The organism is Mycobacterium sp. NGS54, assembly GCF_059812465.1.
On sequence record NZ_JCALCS010000001.1, the window covers coordinates 216,686 to 233,363 of the forward strand.

General features: G+C 67.5%; 17 protein-coding genes. 7 read left to right on the top strand and 10 right to left on the bottom strand.

The window, feature by feature from the left end; genetic code table 11:
- Positions 1–5 precede the first annotated feature (5 nt).
- Positions 6–950, bottom strand: coding sequence for a phosphotransferase family protein (locus tag AC5Y5E_RS01045; protein WP_499901153.1), 945 nt, complete (start codon positions 948–950; stop codon positions 6–8).
- The gene (locus AC5Y5E_RS01050) at positions 951–1,751 is read right to left on the bottom strand and encodes an SDR family NAD(P)-dependent oxidoreductase (RefSeq protein ID WP_499901154.1); all 801 of its coding nucleotides are present in this window, start codon (positions 1,749–1,751) and stop codon (positions 951–953) included.
- A gap of 151 nt (positions 1,752–1,902) precedes the next feature.
- On the opposite strand from AC5Y5E_RS01050, the gene AC5Y5E_RS01055 reads away from it, so the two are divergent.
- Complete coding sequence (locus AC5Y5E_RS01055; RefSeq protein ID WP_499901155.1) at positions 1,903–2,148, top strand: hypothetical protein; 246 nt, start codon at positions 1,903–1,905, stop codon at positions 2,146–2,148.
- Here the strand turns inward: AC5Y5E_RS01055 and AC5Y5E_RS01060 are convergent.
- Together AC5Y5E_RS01060 and AC5Y5E_RS01065 are read right to left on the bottom strand one after the other, a co-directional pair.
- Positions 2,105–2,554 carry a DoxX family protein gene (locus AC5Y5E_RS01060; RefSeq protein ID WP_499901156.1) on the bottom strand — a complete coding sequence of 150 codons (450 nt, stop codon included), beginning with the start codon at positions 2,552–2,554 and terminating at the stop codon, positions 2,105–2,107. The two genes, AC5Y5E_RS01055 and AC5Y5E_RS01060, sit on opposite strands and share 44 nt — an antisense overlap.
- Positions 2,551–3,447, bottom strand: coding sequence for an alpha/beta hydrolase (locus AC5Y5E_RS01065; protein ID WP_499901828.1), 897 nt, complete (start codon positions 3,445–3,447; stop codon positions 2,551–2,553). Before AC5Y5E_RS01065 ends, AC5Y5E_RS01060 begins: the two co-directional genes overlap by 4 nt.
- Positions 3,448–3,503: 56 nt before the next feature.
- Between AC5Y5E_RS01065 and AC5Y5E_RS01070 the strand changes: the two genes are divergently transcribed.
- On the top strand, positions 3,504–4,217 hold the full coding sequence (locus AC5Y5E_RS01070; protein WP_499901157.1) for a C39 family peptidase: 714 nt from the start codon (positions 3,504–3,506) through the stop codon (positions 4,215–4,217).
- Here AC5Y5E_RS01070 and AC5Y5E_RS01075 read toward each other — a convergent pair.
- Both AC5Y5E_RS01075 and AC5Y5E_RS01080 read right to left on the bottom strand, forming a co-directional pair.
- Positions 4,207–5,052: an alpha/beta fold hydrolase gene (locus AC5Y5E_RS01075; protein WP_499901158.1), complete on the bottom strand. Its 846-nt coding sequence runs from the start codon at positions 5,050–5,052 to the stop codon at positions 4,207–4,209. The genes AC5Y5E_RS01070 and AC5Y5E_RS01075 overlap by 11 nt on opposite strands.
- 63 nt (positions 5,053–5,115) lie before the next feature.
- The gene (locus AC5Y5E_RS01080; protein WP_499901159.1) at positions 5,116–6,561 is read right to left on the bottom strand and encodes an MFS transporter; all 1,446 of its coding nucleotides are present in this window, start codon (positions 6,559–6,561) and stop codon (positions 5,116–5,118) included.
- A gap of 30 nt (positions 6,562–6,591) precedes the next feature.
- Between AC5Y5E_RS01080 and AC5Y5E_RS01085 the strand changes: the two genes are divergently transcribed.
- The 3 genes from AC5Y5E_RS01085 (at position 6,592) to AC5Y5E_RS01095 (ending at position 10,919) form a co-directional block, all read left to right on the top strand.
- The gene (locus tag AC5Y5E_RS01085; protein WP_499901160.1) at positions 6,592–7,197 is read left to right on the top strand and encodes a hypothetical protein; all 606 of its coding nucleotides are present in this window, start codon (positions 6,592–6,594) and stop codon (positions 7,195–7,197) included.
- A gap of 217 nt (positions 7,198–7,414) precedes the next feature.
- Positions 7,415–9,862: a glycogen/starch/alpha-glucan phosphorylase gene (locus AC5Y5E_RS01090; RefSeq protein ID WP_499901829.1), complete on the top strand. Its 2,448-nt coding sequence runs from the start codon at positions 7,415–7,417 to the stop codon at positions 9,860–9,862.
- A 217-nt stretch (positions 9,863–10,079) separates the two neighbouring features.
- Entirely contained in the window at positions 10,080–10,919 is an 840-nt protein-coding gene (locus AC5Y5E_RS01095) for an MBL fold metallo-hydrolase (RefSeq protein WP_499901161.1), read from the top strand.
- On the opposite strand, the gene AC5Y5E_RS01100 is transcribed toward AC5Y5E_RS01095, so the two are convergent.
- The 3 genes from AC5Y5E_RS01100 to AC5Y5E_RS01110 form a co-directional block, all read right to left on the bottom strand.
- Positions 10,920–11,732 carry an SDR family oxidoreductase gene (locus AC5Y5E_RS01100; protein WP_499901162.1) on the bottom strand — a complete coding sequence of 271 codons (813 nt, stop codon included), beginning with the start codon at positions 11,730–11,732 and terminating at the stop codon, positions 10,920–10,922. It abuts the gene before it with no gap.
- Positions 11,733–11,750: 18 nt separating this feature from the next.
- Complete coding sequence (locus tag AC5Y5E_RS01105; protein ID WP_499880186.1) at positions 11,751–11,993, bottom strand: long chain fatty acid-CoA synthetase Faa4p; 243 nt, start codon at positions 11,991–11,993, stop codon at positions 11,751–11,753.
- Between the two features lie 117 nt (positions 11,994–12,110).
- Positions 12,111–13,598, bottom strand: a complete 1,488-nt coding sequence (locus AC5Y5E_RS01110; RefSeq protein ID WP_499901163.1) for a PE family protein — start codon at positions 13,596–13,598, stop codon at positions 12,111–12,113.
- A gap of 109 nt (positions 13,599–13,707) precedes the next feature.
- Here AC5Y5E_RS01110 and AC5Y5E_RS01115 point away from each other — a divergent pair, with 109 nt between their 5' ends.
- The gene (locus AC5Y5E_RS01115; RefSeq protein WP_499901164.1) at positions 13,708–13,989 is read left to right on the top strand and encodes a hypothetical protein; all 282 of its coding nucleotides are present in this window, start codon (positions 13,708–13,710) and stop codon (positions 13,987–13,989) included.
- A 311-nt stretch (positions 13,990–14,300) separates the two neighbouring features.
- Positions 14,301–15,401: a PPE family protein gene (locus tag AC5Y5E_RS01120; RefSeq protein WP_499901165.1), complete on the top strand. Its 1,101-nt coding sequence runs from the start codon at positions 14,301–14,303 to the stop codon at positions 15,399–15,401.
- Positions 15,402–15,407: 6 nt separating this feature from the next.
- Here AC5Y5E_RS01120 and AC5Y5E_RS01125 read toward each other — a convergent pair whose 3' ends face one another.
- A complete protein-coding gene (locus tag AC5Y5E_RS01125; protein WP_499901166.1) occupies positions 15,408–16,676 on the bottom strand; it encodes an amidohydrolase family protein in 1,269 nt (422 codons plus the stop codon).
- Positions 16,677–16,678: the final 2 nt, after the last annotated feature.

Here is a 16,678-nt window from a genome sequence, read left to right on the forward strand (position 1 = left end):
CGCTGCTAGTCCAGCAGTGACCGGGCGCGTTTCAGCAATCTCGGCAGGCTCGCCGCCATCGCTTCCAATTCGGTTCGCGGGGAGCGCCTTCGGCGGTTGTGCTTGACGATCAGCGACCAGGTCGCCGCCGACTTGAAGCATGCCAACGCGGTGAACCAGCCCAGGTCGCTGACGTGGCAACCCAATTCGTGTCGATAGATGTCGGCGAGCTCGCCGGTCGGGGGCGCGATGCCGGACGATCCGACGCGCCGGTAGGTGTCGGGGTCACTGTTGATCAGGAACCAGCCCACGTCGATCCGCGGGTCGCCGATCGCCCAGATCTCCCAGTCGATCACCGCATTGATGCGGTCCCCCGCGGCCAGCAGGTTGCCCAGCCGGAAGTCACCGTGGACCACGCTGGGGCCCATGGCTGCCGGGGCGCACGCCAGCAACGCGTCCCGCACCCCCGGCCAGCCGGGCACCAGCGCCGCGTCGACGGTCTGCAGCGTGTCGGACCAGCGCCGCACTTCCGCGGCCGGTTCCATCAGCGGTTCATCGCCCAGGCCGAGGTCGGCCGGTGCCAACCGGTGCAGGGCGGCCAGGACGCGAGATGCGTTGCGGTAGCGCCCGGCCAGCTCGGCGGCCGGCGGGCAACCATCGAAAAGCGGCTCCACGCAGTCGCCTTCGACCCACGACATCGCGAAGAGCGGCGGGCTGGCCGCGTCTTCCCACACCACCTCGGGAACCGGAACCCGGCTCCCCGCAAGCGCTTTCATGACGCGCGCCTGACGCAGCACATCGCGGTGCGCGACCGGCTCCACACCGGGCGGCGCAACCTTGATCACCACCGCCCGCCCGCTGCGCGCACCGGAGAACGTGAGGCTGGACGCCCCACCCGCGAGCGGCACGACGTCGGCGACGCCCGCCGCCGCGAGTCGCGCCCGGAGCTCCTCCAGGTCGAGCTCGGTCACTCAGCCGGCCGGCTTCGACCAGCCGACTTCGGCCAGGAAGGGTTGGGTGTGCGCGATGCGCCCGGTCATGGCCCTGGGATCGCACGTACACAACCGCAGGGCGGTCTCGGTGATCAATTCGATGTCCTCGGTGTCGGTCTTGGCCAGGTCCAGGGTGCCGGCCCCGGGGGTTGCGACCGGGTTGGACGGGGCGGCGGCGTTGACGGCGATGCCGTCGTCGTACAGTTCGGCGGCAAGGCTTTTGGTGAGCCGGTTGAGCGCGGCCTTGGCGGTTCCGTAGATGCCGAACCCCGCGGTCCGGTCGAATTCGGAGAACGGCGGTCCCGGTGGCAGGTCGCCGCCCACCGACGTCAGGTTCAGGATCCAGCCCCGCCCGCGCTCCCGCATCGCCGGGATCGCCAACTGGCTCAGATGCAACGGGCCGAGCACATGCATCTCGATCATCAGCCGGGCGCGCCGCTCGGGGAACCCGTCGAGTGGCCGCAGGAACGTGACGGCGGCGTTGTTGACCAGGATGTCCGGGGCGCCGACGGCGCTCACCACCTCCGCGAAAAGCCGTTCGCGCTCGTCCGATTGGGAAAGGTCCGCCGGGACCGCGATGGCGCGGCCACCGGCGGCCGCGATCTCGTCGCGGGTCTGGCTCAGCGACCCCTGGTATTTGGCGTCGGGTTCCATCGTGCGCGCGGTGAGCGCGACGGTGGCGCCGTGCGCGGCGAGCCGCGCGGCGATCGCCTTGCCCAGGCCGCGGCTGCTTCCCGTGACGAGCGCGACCATTCCGTCGCATCGTCGGTCTGCACCCATTCGAATGTCCTCCAGTCCCGCACCAAGTATGGAAATGGCTTCTCCAATACAGAGAATGCCATTTTCACCGGTGGAGCGGAAGCACGGGCCGGATCGAAGAACCTGTCGGTGACAAGATTCCCAGGTCATCCGAAGGGGAACCTGATGCGGCATGGCCACACCCCGCGAGGTCATCGAACTGATCGACGCGCTCGCCGAAGACATCCACGACGCCTACGACAACCCCCGCCTCTACCCCGCGCCCGAGAAAGCCAAGGCGCTGACGGCGTCGCGCTACCTGGCCAGAAAGCTGGTCAGGAAAGGCTGGCGCAAGGGCGGCGGCATCTACCTGCCCCGCTGCCCGTACGGAACCGTCACGTGCTTTGACCCCGAACCGCACCGCCACTGCGAAACGTAGGCCGCCCGGCGCGTGCGTCGATCGAATAGCTCCCACCGCCCAGGAAGACGAGCAGGAAGAAGGCGAAGCAGAACAGGATCGCCAACAGTCCACCGTTGCCCGCCGGTGGATCCCCCACGGGCCAGAGCGCTTTGGGTTGATGCATCCAGAAATAAGCGACCGCCATTTGCCCCGACGCGATGAAAGCCGCGGCGCGGGTGAACAATCCGGCCGCGATCAGAAGCCCGGTGACAACCTCGATCACGCCGGCGTACCAGCCGGGCCAGGATCCGGCCGCGACCGCATACGTCGGATGGACGGGCCAGGCGAACACGATATTCGAGCCACACGCGGCGAAGAGCAAGCCGTACACGAGACGGAAGAGGCTCAGCACGGCGGGCGAATACTGGTCGAGAGTTTTCGTCATGCCCCCGAGGTTACGTTCGCCGCCCAATCGAGCACGCGCCTCCACAGCCGCTGCCGGCTGGACGCCATGTTGTGGCAGTGCGCGCTGTCGGGCAGCACGACGGTCGTGAGGTCGGGGCTGCGGCGATACAGGCCGGCCTCCGCGCGGGGATCCGGTGAGACGTCGACGACCCCGAAGCCGACGAGCACCGGAACGTCGATCTGTGCGGCGTGCTCGGCGACCACGCCGGGGATCATCGCGGTGCCGAATACCCGCGGTACCACCGACTTTGCCGTGACGCAGTCCGCCGCCACGACGTCGGCGGGCACGTCGGCCAGGTGGAACCAGCTCTGCAGGTACTCGCGCGGGCCCTCGGCGTAGGGCTCGGGAAGGGCGGCGAGGATCTGGCGGGCCAGTTCGGCGCGGCCCTCGGCGGTCCCCGCCCGGGCGATGAAGGCGGCATCCAGGTTCAGCGGCGCGACGTGTTGATTGGTGCAGCCGAGGACCGCCAGTCCCGCGTAGCTGGAAAACAGGGACTGCTGAACGATGGCGAGATACCCGCCCAGCGAATGCGCCACGGCGAGGGTGGGGACGCGCTCGCCGGTTTCCCCCGGCAGCGCGCAGACGGCCCGCGCGAGCGCGGCGGCGATGTCGGTGAAGTCGAAATCGCTTGCCGGCTTGGAACTTTCGCCGGTGCCCAGCGGATCGATGGTCACCACGCCGTAGCCGTTCCCGGTGGCGAAGTCGGCGAAGCTGTAGCCGCTGCGGCCCGGGAACTTCAGGTCCCAGTATTCGCGGCTGTAGGTGCCGCCCGGCAGGCAGACGAGCAGGGCGTCGCCGCCACGGGGCGCGGGGTAATAGGTCGCCGCCAACCATGCCTGTTCGCCGATGACGTGGCTGACGTCGAAGCGCATGGGACGCGGCACCTCAACAAAGTAACGCCGCGACGCTCCTTTCAGACATTCACGGCATGATCGGCAACCGCACCGCGACCGCGGCCCGGGCCGCCGGCGTCGCCATGCTGGTCGGCGCCACCGCGCTGGGCTTGGCGGTGGGCAGCGCGCACGCAACGCCCGACCCGCCGCGCGGCGAGGGCACGCTTTACGGCAACCCGGCGGCGGCCGCCCCGTTCTGGCGCTACCAGGGATACGACGACGACTGCGTGGAGATGGCCGTCGCCGATGTCGTCGGTGAGCTGACCGGCAAGCCGCCCTCCGAGCAGGCCATCGTCAAGCTGGCCCAGTCCACCCCGAGCACCGTCCACTCCGGGCCGATCTACACCAAGCCGAAGAAGCGCAAGCCCGGCAGCGGCACGTCGTTCGACGACGAGCCGGCGCTGCTGGCGCACTACGGCATCCACTCGACCTCGACCGACGAGCAAAGCGCCGCGAAAAGCGGTGTCGCAACGGGGATGTCGGCGCTGGAGCAGGATCTGGCCAAGGGCCGCAAGGTGATCGTCGGAGTCAACTCCGAAGTCATCTGGGGCGAGCCCGTCGAGGACAAGACCCCGGACGGCCAGCCGGAGGCCAACCACGCCGTGGTGGTCACCGGCGTCGACACCGCGGCCGGCATCGTGCACCTCAACGACAGCGGCAGCGAGGAGGGCCGCGACGAGCAGGTGCCGATCGACGTCTTCGCCAGGTCGTGGGCCAGCAGCGACGACCAGATGACCGTCACCGGTTAGCGACGGGAGCCGCATTCAGCAGGCCGACCAGCGCCTCGGTCACCTCGCGGGGGCGCTCCTCCATGACGTAGTGGTCGGCATCGGGCAAGTGGACCAGCCTGGCATTGGGAATGCGGTCGGCGAGTTCGCGCGCCGTGTCGAACGGGATGTAGGGGTCGCGCTCACCCCAGATCACCGCGGTCGGGCACCGGACGGTCGCAAGCCCGTCCGCCAGCCAACCAACGGCGGGAACCGGGTAGTGGGCGAAGAATTCCCAAAACGTGCGCCGGCCTTGCGGTGTCCTCATCCAGCCCAGGTATTCGGCTTGCAGCGCGGTGTCGAAGCAGCCGAGTTTTCGGTAACGGGCCAGGGCCACGTGGTGTATCGCGGCCAACGGCAGCCGCCGCGCGGCCGCGGACAGCACGGGGTTGGTCGCGATCCGGTGCTCCGCCGACGAAAACCGGTAGAACCACGGCCGGAAGATCCCATGCGCCCGGGTGTTCAGCAGCGCGAGCCGTCGCACCCGGTCGGGGTGGCGAATGGCGTAGCCGAGCCCGATGAAGCCGCCGTAGTCGTGGGCGCACAGGTTGAATCGCTGCCACCCCAGCCGCTCCACGAGCCGCTCGAGGCGGTCGACCTCGTTGTCGTACGTGGGCGGCGTCGACGGCGGGTCGGACCGGCCGAATCCCGGCCAGTCGGGTGCCACGACGTGGTGGGTGCCGGCCAGCGCCGCGATCTGGTGGCGCCAGCAGGATGCGCTCTGCGGATAGCCGTGCAGCAGCAGCACCGGCTCGCCGCCGTCGGCGGCCACGCCAAACACCTTGCGCCCGTCGACATCCCACGTCGTCGCCGTCATGCCCGGAAATCTATTGGAAATTCACCGGGCGCCGCCCCACGTTTCGAGACGAACGCCGCTCGATTACGGCCGGCGTCTGGTGCACGGGTCCTGGCAGGGGTGGTTGATGCCGGGCAGCATCTGGTGCGCGAAGTCCGCGCCGGTGCGGACGGTCAGCGCCGCGACGACGGCTCCCACCAGGCATGCGGCGGCGGCGATGAACATCGCCACCGAGAACCCCGGACCGAGCGGCTGCCCCGGGCCGGCGCTGATGCCGGCCGCAGCCGGCAGCACGGCGACGGCGAGCAACCCGGCGAGCCGCGCGATGGCGTTGTTGACCCCGGATGCGGTGCCCGCGTAACCATCCGGCACGGCGGACAGGACGGCCGCGGTCAACGGCGCCACGGTGATCGCCAGCCCGACGCCGAACACGACGACAGCGGGCAGCACCGCACCGAGGTAGGTCGCCCCGGGCACGACGCGCGCCATCAACGCCAACCCCGCCGCGGCGATCACCGCGCCCACCGTCATGGGCAGCCGCGGCCCGGCCCGCTGCCCGAGCGCGCCGGCCCAGGGCGAGCCGATCAGCATGATGACCGTCATCGGCAGCATCGCCAATCCCGTAGCGAGCGCCGAGTAGTGCAGGCTTTGTTGCAGTTGCAGGGCCAACAGGAACAACGCGCCGCCGATCGCGGTGTAGACGGCCAGGGTGGTGAGGTTGGCGCCGGTGAATTGCCGGGATCGCAACAGCTGCAACGGCAGCAGCGGCGATTGCGCGCGCCGTTCGATCACCGGAAAAACCAGCAGCGCCGCCGCGCCGACGACGGCGGCCGTCGTCGTGACGAATGTCCAACCGCGCAAAGGCGCCTCGATGAGCGCGTAGATCACCCCGGACAGCCCGACGCTGACGGCGGCGGTCCCCAGGACGTCCGGACCGCCCCGCGCGGTCGGGTCGCGCGATTCGGGGATGTGCCGGGCGGCGATCCACAGCACCGCCACCGCCAGCGGAAGGTTCAAGAAGAACACCCAGCGCCACGACGCCGCGTCGACGAGCCAGCCGCCGACGAACGGACCGAGCGCGGTCGTCACGCCCGACATGCCCGCCCAGATCCCGACGGCCCGGCCCCGGTCGTCGTCGACGATGCCGGCGTCGATCAACGCCAGGCTGCCCGGAACCAGCGCCGCCGCGCCGACACCCTGCGCCAGCCGGGCGGCCACCAGCCAACCCACCGTCGGCGAAAGACCGCAGACCGCCGAAGCCGCCGTGAACACGACCAGCCCGGCGACGAAAACCCGCCGGCGGCCGTAGCGGTCGCCCGCCGCGCCGCCGGTGAGCAGCAGCGCACTCAGCGTCAGCAGGTAGCCGTCGAGGACCCACTGCTGACCGGTCAAACCGCCGCCGAGGTCGCGCCCGATCGCCGGCAGCGCCACATTGACGACGGTGCCGTCCAGCAGCGCGATGCCCGAACCGAGGACGGCCGCGGCGATCAGCCAGCGCGCACCGGCCGAGGCCAACGGCAATTGGTCCATGATTGAGGATTCTGGCCTACGATCTCCCGCATGCCGATCCTCGGAGACGCCACGGCCGTCGCCGCGAAAGTGTCTCGGGCGACGTCCAACGCGTTGCGAGTTGAGCTCACCACCCCCGACGGCGCCGAAGTGGCGCGCGCTCAACAGAAGGGCGGGGTCGGCGTCCTGCTCGGATTCAAGAACGGCGGCAAGAGCGACTACACCCTGTCCAGCCCCGCCGGCGAGGAACTCAGGCTATCGGTGGCCGCAACGACCACCGTCACGAACCAGAACACACCCGTGGGAAAGATCGTCCCGTCCGACGGCGCGGCGCGGTTGGAAGACGGCGGCGGCACCGTCCTGGCGGCGATCCGGCCGCACACCGGGGCCAACGGCGACAGCGCCTGGCATCACGCGATCGTGTCCCCCACCGGCGACCAGCTGGGCGTGCTCACGCTGATGAGGGTCCACACCGGTTGGCGCGACATCGAATTCGAGGCCGTCCAACTGCTGGCCAACACCAACATCGCCACCCTGAAAGCGCCGTCGGCCGGTGCGATGCTCGAACTCCGCGCGCCGGTCCATCCGGTGCTGGGCGACATGCTGGCCGCGGCGTGTGTCGACTTCGCCGTGCTGCCACGCGGATACATCGCATAACCCCGGAACGCCGTTTCGTCGCTCGCGCGTGGGCTGGCGTTCATTTCGCCGACGTCAGTTGCGCGCCTGATGTGCAAACACCGCTGCCACACTGACTCACCTGCCACCCATCCCTAGCGAGTAGGTATCCACGATGACCGATGTCGAGCAGACGCCCTCCGACGGCCTTTCCGCCAGCCCCACGCGGGCCGACCTGGCCGAGCACTCCCGCACCGGGATGGGAGCCGCGGCGCTGCAACGGGCGATCACCGATCACCTTCGCTACTCGGTCGGCCGTCCGGCCGCGGCGCTGCGCCCGGAGCATTACTACCGGGCGCTGGCCCTCGCGGTGCGCGACCGCATGCAGGACCGCCGGGTGGCCTCGACGCAAACCTCGCTGGACCTCGGCCGCAAGGTGACGTGCTATCTGTCGGCCGAATTCCTGATGGGCCCGCAGCTGGGCAACAACCTGCTGAACCTCGACATGGAGCTGGCGGCAAAGACGGCGCTGGCGGCGATGGGCCAGAATCTCGAGACAGTCCTGGCGTGCGAGGAGGAACCCGGACTGGGCAACGGCGGCCTGGGCCGGCTCGCGGCGTGCTACCTCGACTCGCTGGCCACGCTCGAGCGGCCGGCGATCGGCTACGGCATCCGCTACGAATTCGGCATCTTCGACCAGGAGATCCGCGACGGCTGGCAGGTCGAACAGACCGACAACTGGCTGGACCACGGAAACCCTTGGGAAATACCGAAACCCGACGTCAACTACCTGGTCAAGTGGGGCGGCTACGCCGCGCACTACACCGACGATGCCGGCCATGATCGCGTCCGGTGGGTGCCCGGGCGCGTTCTCAAGGGCGTCGCCTATGACACGCCCATCCAGGGTTACGGCGTCAACACCTGCAACGTGCTGACGCTGTGGAGCGCGCGGGCCGTCAAGTCGTTCGCGTTGGATGCCTTCAACACCGGCGATTATTACGGCGCGGTCGAGGACGAGGTCATGTCCGAGACCGTCACCAAGGTGTTGTACCCCAACGACGAGCCGGAGGCGGGCAAGCAGCTGCGCCTGCTGCAGCAGTACTTCTTCGTGTCCTGCTCGCTGCAGCACGTGCTGCACATCATGGACGATCTCGCCGACGCCGGCGTGCGGGAACTCCCCCAGCGATTCGCCCTGCAGCTCAACGACACTCACCCCTCGATCGGGGTCGCCGAGCTGATGCGGTTGCTGGTCGACGAGCGGCGGCTGGACTGGGACGAGGCGTGGGACATCACGGTCGCGACGTTCGGGTACACCAACCACACCCTGCTGCCCGAGGCGCTGGAGACCTGGCCGCTGGACATGTTCTCCGAGGCGCTGCCGCGCCATATCGAGATCATTTACGAGATCAACCGCCGATTCCTCGACGAGGTCCGCGTCCGCTTCCCCGGCGACGAGGACCGGCTGCGCCGGATGTCGCTGATCGGCGAGGACGGCGGCAAGAACGTTCGGATGGCCCACCTCGCCACGGTGGGCAGCCACGCCATCAACGGAGTCGCCGCGCTGCACTCCGAGCTGCTGAAAAGCAGCGTGCTCAAGGACTTTTACGAGTTGTGGCCGGAGCGGTTCAGCAACAAGACGAACGGCGTGACGCCGCGCCGTTTCCTCGCGCTGGCCAACCCCGGGCTGCGGGAACTGCTGGACCGCACCGTCGGTGACGGCTGGCTCACCGACCTGAGCCGCCTGCGCGGGCTGGAGCCGTTCGTCGACGACGCGGCCTTCCGCCGGGAATGGCACGACATCAAACGCACCAACAAGGCGCGCCTGGCCAAGTACATCCGCTCGGTGGCGGGCGTCGAGCTGAGCCCGGACTGGATGTTCGACGTCCAGGTCAAGCGCATCCACGAGTACAAACGCCAGCACCTCAACGTCCTGCACATCGTCGCGCTGTATCACCGGCTCAAGCAGGACCCCGGGCTGTCAATCCCGCAGCGGGCCTTCATCTTCGGCGGCAAGGCCGCTCCGGGCTACTTCATGGCCAAGCGGATCATCAAGCTGATCAACGCCGTCGGCGAGACCGTCAACGCGGACCCGGACGTGAACCGCTTCATCAGGGTGGCGTTCGTGCCGAACTTCAACGTGCAGAACGCGCACATGATCTACCCCGCCGCCGACCTGTCGGAGCAGATCTCCACCGCGGGCAAGGAAGCCTCGGGCACGGGGAACATGAAGTTCATGATCAACGGCGCCCTGACCATCGGGACGCTCGACGGCGCCAACGTCGAGATGCGCGACGAGGTCGGTCCGGAGAACTTCTTCCTGTTCGGCCTGACCGAGCAGGAGGTCGCGGCGGTCAAGGCGAACGGGTACCGGCCCGCTGATTACATCGACGGCCCCCAAGCTGGAAATGACGAGCTGCGCGCCGTGCTGGATCTGATTGCGAGCGGGACGTTTTCGCACGGGGACACCGAGGTGTTCCGGCCGCTGGTGGACAACCTGCGCCACGACGACCCCTTTCTGGTGTGCGCCGACTTCGCGTCCTACCTGAGGTGCCAGGATCAAGTGAGCGCGGCGTGGCGGGACACCGAGTCGTGGACGAAGATGTCCATCCTGAATACCGCGCGCAGCGGCAAGTTCTCGTCGGATCGTGCCATCGCGGAGTACTGCGACGAGATCTGGAACGTCTGGCCGCTGACCGTCAAGATGTAGCCTCGGGCAAGCTGGCGCAATACCAGCCTGCGTGACGATTGTGCCGTCCGCGACCGTGCGAGACGGAAGATCCGCCTCCGCTCCGACGCGGAAACAGCCAAATGGTTGCCCCTACCCCGTCCGAAAAATCTGCATCAGACTGAAACTGTGACATCCTCGGCCCCCACGGACGGAGGCCATGACGACGGCCTGAAATCAGCCAAAGGAGAGCACCCGTATGACCTCCCTGGAATTGCCCGCCGGCGAAACAGCTGATTTCGCCGCGGGCGAAGTGTATTTCATCGGTAACGCCACCACGCTGATCCGTTTCGGCGGGCTGACAATCCTGACTGATCCGGCCTTCCTCCATAAGGGAGAGCACGTGTACCTCGGGCATGGCATTTGGGCCCGACGCGAGGTCGAACCGGCTTGCCAGATCCCCGATCTGCCACCGATAGATCTGATCGTCTTATCGCATTACCACGGTGATCATTTCGATGATGTCGCCGCGCGGGAACTCGACAAAACACTGCCCATCGTCTCGACGGCCGATGCCGTGGACAAGCTCAGCGCTCTCGGTTTCGAGCGGGGCTACCCCCTGGACACCTGGGAATCCCTAGTGGTGCGCAAGGGCGAGGCGACGCTGAACATCACCGCCATGCCGGGCAAGCACTCCACGGATGACGCGGTCAACGACCTGCTGATGCCTGTCAACGGGCATCTGCTTGACTTCAGCCGAAACGCAGATCACCTCTACCGGCTCTACATAACCGGGGACACGATGCTCATCGATGCCCTCGACGAGATCCCGCGCCGCTACCCCGACATCGACCTCGGTCTGATTCACACGGGTGGCACGACGTTCCTGGTCACGGTCGTCACCATGACGGGCGAACAGGCAGTCAGGGCGGTTGAAATCACCAAACCTCGCACCGCCATCCCGATCCACTACAACGACTTCTCGGTATTCCTCTCGGGCCTCGACGACTTCAAGAAGGCGGCAAAGGCCTCGGCGACAACCACGAAATTCGTCTACCTGGCGCACGGCGAGACCTACGAATTCAAGCCCATTGGGTGATCATCGGTAGCCCGGCAGATCCGGCACCCCGTTGGCGGTCAACCAACCGCCGCCGTCGACGACCACGACGGCTCCCGTCACGTAGGACGCCGCATCGCTGGCCAAAAACAGCACCGCTTCGGCGACCTCGGTGGTGGAACCGGGGCGTCGCAGCGGGTTCTGGGTGGTGCGGTGCTGGGCATCGCCGGTGATTCTCTTGACTCCCTCGGTGCCCGACATCGCACCGGGGGCAACGACATTCACCCGCACGCCGTCGGGGCCCCATTCGATCGCACAGGCGCGGCTGAACGCGTCGACGCCGGCCTTGGCCGAAACGACGTGCGCCTGCAGGGCCATGCCGCGGTACTGGATCGCGGCGCTGATGTTCACCACCGCGCCGCCGTGCTCGCGCAGCCAAAGCTCGTACGCGGCCTTCGACACGTTGAAGGTTCCCAGCAGGTCGATATCGACGACGGCCTTGAATCCCTTTGGGCTGAGGTCGCTGATCGGCACGGGGAAGTTTCCGGCGGCGTTATTGACGACGATGTCGAGCCGGCCGAACGTTCTCAGCACCTGCTCGACGACGGCCGTCACCTCGTCGTCCCGACGGACGTCGCAGACGCCGTAGCAGGCCTCGATGCCATCTTCCCGCAACGCCGCAACGGCCGCTTCGAGATTGGGTTCCTTGCGGCTGCAGATCGCGACGCAGGCCCCGTGGTTGCCGAGAACGCGGGCGACCTCCAGGCCGAGCCCGGTGGCGCCGCCGGTGACCAACGCGACCTTGCCTTGCAGGAGGTCGGTCCGGAACGGACTGCGGCGGGTGGTCACGGTCACGGCAACCGCTATTCGGTGTTAACCGCTCTCCCGCGAGACATAGACCGCGACGTACCCGATCGGGATGCCGGTGCGGTTCGCGATGCACTTGCGCGCCCCGAGCTCGACCGCGGCCCGTCGGCTCACGCGGGTGACCCCACCGATCTCGGGGATCCGGATGATCCATCCGTCCGTGACGCGGCTGACCTCGATGTCGAAGCACTGGCCGACCGTCGGGCACTGCAGGCGGCGAGCGACCCGGCGCGTAGCGCTGGTGCGCATCAGGTTTGGCCGCCGCAAAGTGGGCTGTATGGGCATGGCTGCTTTCCCGAGTCGAAGAGGAACCGCGCGCAAGAGTAATGCGACTCGGGCCCAAAAACCTAATCGGCCGAGGCCGCGTCAGCTCTCCCAGCTCGGGATCAGACCCATCGCGCGCATCAGCTGGCCCTCGAAGCCGGTGAGCAGCGAGACGCCGGTCACCGACGACTGGGGCAGGGGGAAGTTCAGGCCGGGATCGAGCACCGGATTGAACGGGTAGCCGGTGGGCATCATCGACGGCGGCAGGAACCCGAGATCCACCAGCGCCGCCTGCGGGCCCTGGACCGAGCCGTGCACCAGATCCGGGACGATCGTGAACGGGTTCGGCAGTTCGAACAGGCTCGCGGGAGTGGGGATGTCGGCGTACTCCCCGGACCCGTAACCCATGTCGACGATCACCCGCAGGTCGGGCTGCAGCAGGTCGGCCAGCGCGTTGCCGAACGGCTGCGGCAGGGCCAAGCGCAGCGGCGCGACCAGCGGCAGGTTCTGCGTCAGCAGCTCGTAGTACCTGGTTTCACCGGCATAACCCGGCGACGTCGGCAGTTGGATCGCGTTGGCGATCTGCCCGGGCGTCGGGTCGACGTAGTCGTGCGTGCCGTGGAAGAGCGCGAACCCCATGAACGCGTTGAGATCGCTGACCGGGTTGAGCACGTACCGCGGCAAGTTGGTCACCATGTCGTACTGATTGCTGAAGATCACGGTGGGATACGGCGAGTTGGGCGGCGTCGCGCCGTTCATCAGTACGTCGAACAACGGGATGTACAGGCCGGGGAAGCGTTCGAAGAACCCGCCGTTGGGGTTGCCCGGGTCGCCGGTCAAAAAGAACGACAGGTTGCTTGGGTCCGGCGGGTTGGCCATCGCCATCAGGTTGCGGATCTCGTTGGTGGCGATCAGCGAACTTTGTGAGGTTCCGTAGACGACCACCTTGTTGCCCGCCGCGAGTTCAGTGTTGATGGCGGTGTTGAGCAACTGCACGCCCTGTGCCACCGACTGGCCCAGCGTCAGGTTTCCCAGTTGCGGGGTGAACGGCCAGAACTGCTCCGGCGTGTAAAGCGCCTGCCCCGACGCCCCTAGAAGTGGCGACAACGTGGGGTTGTCGAGGAAGTTGGCCATGATCGAGCTGACGTACTTGCCGTCCGGCAGGGGGAAGGTGGTGCCGCCGACGATCAGTGCCACCGAGCTGTTCGACGGCACGCTCAGCGGCGGGATGCTCGTGGGGGCAGGGTTCTCGGCCAGCGCGGCGAACGGGGCGAGGGGCGCTTCCAGCTCGCCGATCGCGTCGCGCAGCGCTTGCAGCGCGGCCTGCTCGGCCTGGGTGTATGCCAGGCCGGCCTCAGCCAGCAGTTGCATGAACCGCTGCTCGAACGCTTGGGCCTCCGCGGCCAATTCCCGATAGATCCTCGATTGGTCGATGAACAACGGAGTGATCGCCGCGCTGACCTCATCGGCCCCGCCGGGCGGGATGCTGCTCGTCCGCAGCGCCGCGAGGGCGTTGGCCTCTTGGACCGCGGCACCGATCTTGCCGACGTCCTCCGCCGCCCATACCAGCCCCTCAGGAACGACCTGCACCCGACCATTCTGGTCAACGGCGGCGGCGGCCGAGACGTCTTCGATGAATTCCTGCCGACGCCGCGCCTTACACTGGGCCGTCGGAAGCGCGACCGAAGGTGATGAACCGGTGAGGACCCTGACGAAGATCGCCGCCGGCGGGCTGGTTGCCCCGGCGTTACTGGTCGGCGCGGGCGTCGCCCGCGCCGATAGCTTCCAGGAAAAAGAAAAACAGGCCTGCCAGCTGATGGACGATCCGGCCGGCCCCGAATCGGGTTATGCGCCAGCCGAATATGCATTCATGACGCTGCGAGCCAAAATGTCGGCCGAGGACGCGCGGAATGCCATGTCGCAGGGCGCCCAGGACTTTTGCCCGAACCACATAATCGACCTGCCGGCGAGCTGGCGGTAATAGCCGATTAACTCCAACCATTGCCGCTGCTAGCACGCGGCAATCAAGATCGGCGATCTTATTTTTTCGCAGTTCAGCCCTATCTTTACTCAGTCGAAATTCATAGGGTTCACCAGAGATAGTCACCGAAACCGCAAAGGTGGCTGGATATGCACAGTTCGCGTGGTCCGCCCAGAACTCGAATAAGCGGTCATCGCCCGGTAACCCGGGCTGTGGTACCAATTTGTCCGATATCACCCGGCGCGCTTCGTGTTGCGCCGTCACAACAAGGGGGGTTTGCCACCGAAGTCAAGCTAAGGAGATGTGACACAATGGATTTCGCGATACTACCCCCGGAGATCAACTCCGCCCGGATGTACACCGGCCCGGGGTCGGGTTCGCTTCTAGCCGCCGCCGGCAGCTGGGACTCCCTGGCCGCCGAATTGACCACCACGGCCGAGACCTACCAATCGGTGGTCTCGGGCCTGACCACCTTGAACTGGCACGGCCCCGCGTCCGAGTCGATGACGGCCACCGCCACCCCCTACATAGGTTGGCTCTACACGACCGCCGAGCAGACGAAACAGACGGCCATGCAGGCCAGGGCCGCCGCGGCGGCCTTCGAGCAGGCGTTCGCGATGACCGTGCCCCCGCCGGTGATCGCGGCCAACCGCACCCAACTGGCTTCGCTGATCGCGACGAACTTCTTCGGCCAAAACACCGCGGCGATCGCGGCTACCGAGGCGCAGTACTCCGAGATGTGGGCCCAGGACGCCGCCGCGATGTACGGCTACTCCACAGCCTCCGCCGCCGCCGCGACGTTGGTGCCGTTCAGCCAGCCGAACCAGACCACCAACCCCGCCGGCGTGGCGATCCTGTCCGACTGGGTCAACCATGCTGTTGCGTCGGTATCCCACATAATGCAAAGACTCGTAACCGGGAACACCCCTCAATGGCTCCAAAACTTATGGGGCAATTCCGGTATTGGGCCCGACGCGCCCATCTGGGGCGACCTAATTTCGACTGGCGTATTCCAACTGCCGACCAACATCGACATAGCCAGCATCGCAAACAACGCGTTCGAGGGCGCTAAGGCAGGTGGCACTGCGGCTGCGGAGGCAGCTAGCGCGATGGACATTCCCATGACCACTGCGCCTGAGGTTATCGGCGGCGCACGTGCGGTGTCCGCAGTTCTTACCAGCGCCAAGTCGATCGGGCCGATGTCGGTGCCGGCGAGCTGGTCCACCCCGGCGGTCAGCCACATATCGGCACTGTCAGGCACCGGTTTAACCACGCTGCCGGGAACCGAGGAGGCAGTCGGGGCGGGAATACCCGGCGTGCCCGGAATGCCGGCGGCGACGCGGGCCTCGGGCGTCATACCCCGATACGGCACCCGGCTGACAGTGATGCCACGCCCTCCGGCCGCGGGCTGACACCCCTCAGCTCTCCACGAGGTCGGGGATAGGCTCCGCGTCGGTCAGCCAGTGGCGCCCAACGAGGCGGGCCGCCTCCCACTTGGGGACGCTCACCGCGTCGTCCTGTCCCAGGTCCTCGGGGGTCGGGCCGATGCGCTCGACCAGGTCCGCGAGCGCACCCACGTCGAAGTTGTACACCTCGGCTGCGGTAAGCCCGAGGATTTGTCGCGTCTCCTCTATTGGAATGTCCCAGAACGAGCGGCGCAACCAATCGCGGGTATGCGGCCATGTTCCTTCCGGGTGAGGATAATCGTTACCCCACAGCATGTTTGGAACACCGATCTCGTAGCGACGGGCCAGTTCCCGGCGCTCGGTCGTGGTGGCACCGATGAAGCAGTTCCGGTCGAAGTACGCCGAGGGTGGCATCGTCAGATCGCCCTCCAGCAGACGGCTCATCTTCTTGGCCGAGTGCTCACGCATGAACCGGGTGTCCATCAGCCACAGCAGGTCGTTAGCCCAGTAGGCACCGCACTCGGTGGCCCCCCAGCGCAGGTTCGGGAAGCGCTCGAACACGCCGGCCCACAACGCGAACCACAGCGGCCGGACTCCCCACCAGCGCACCTCGGTCGTATAGATGCCCAGGTGTGGGCCGTACTGCTCACTCGGTGCGGGACCGACGTGGGTGTGAACCGGCATCCGCAGGTCCTGGCAGGCGGCCCACACCTTGTCGTAACGCCGGTCATGGTAGGGCGGATAGTCACCCCAGAGCACCGGGATCATGATGCCGCCGCGCAACCCGGCCTCGGCCGCTCGAGCGATCTCGGCCACCGCCGCGTCGACGTCCGCCAGTATCGGCACGACGGCGACGCCGGCCCGCCGCTCGGGGCTGTGGCTGCACAGCTCGGCGAGCCAGCGGTTGTGGGCCCGTGCCCCGGCCATCGCACGTCCCGGGTCCAGGTCGCCAGACTGCCCCAGGCCCGCACCGAACGGAGCCCCGGCGACACCGGTGACGGCGTCCGCGTCGGGAAAGATGACCTCACCGGCGACGCCGTCGCCGTCGAGTTCGCGGTCGCGCTGGGCGACGTCCCAGCCACCCGCGATGCCGTCTCCGTGTTCGTCGAACCACTGCTCGGCGAACTCCTCGTCGATGAATCCGCCCGCCTGGGCCGCGGCGGTCTTCTCGGCCAGATAGACCTCGAAGTCCTCCCGGTATTCGGGGTCGACGTACTCGCGGTACTGCTCAGTGGGCAGCTCGGCGTGGGTGTCCGCCGAGATGATCAGATAGGGCTCCACGG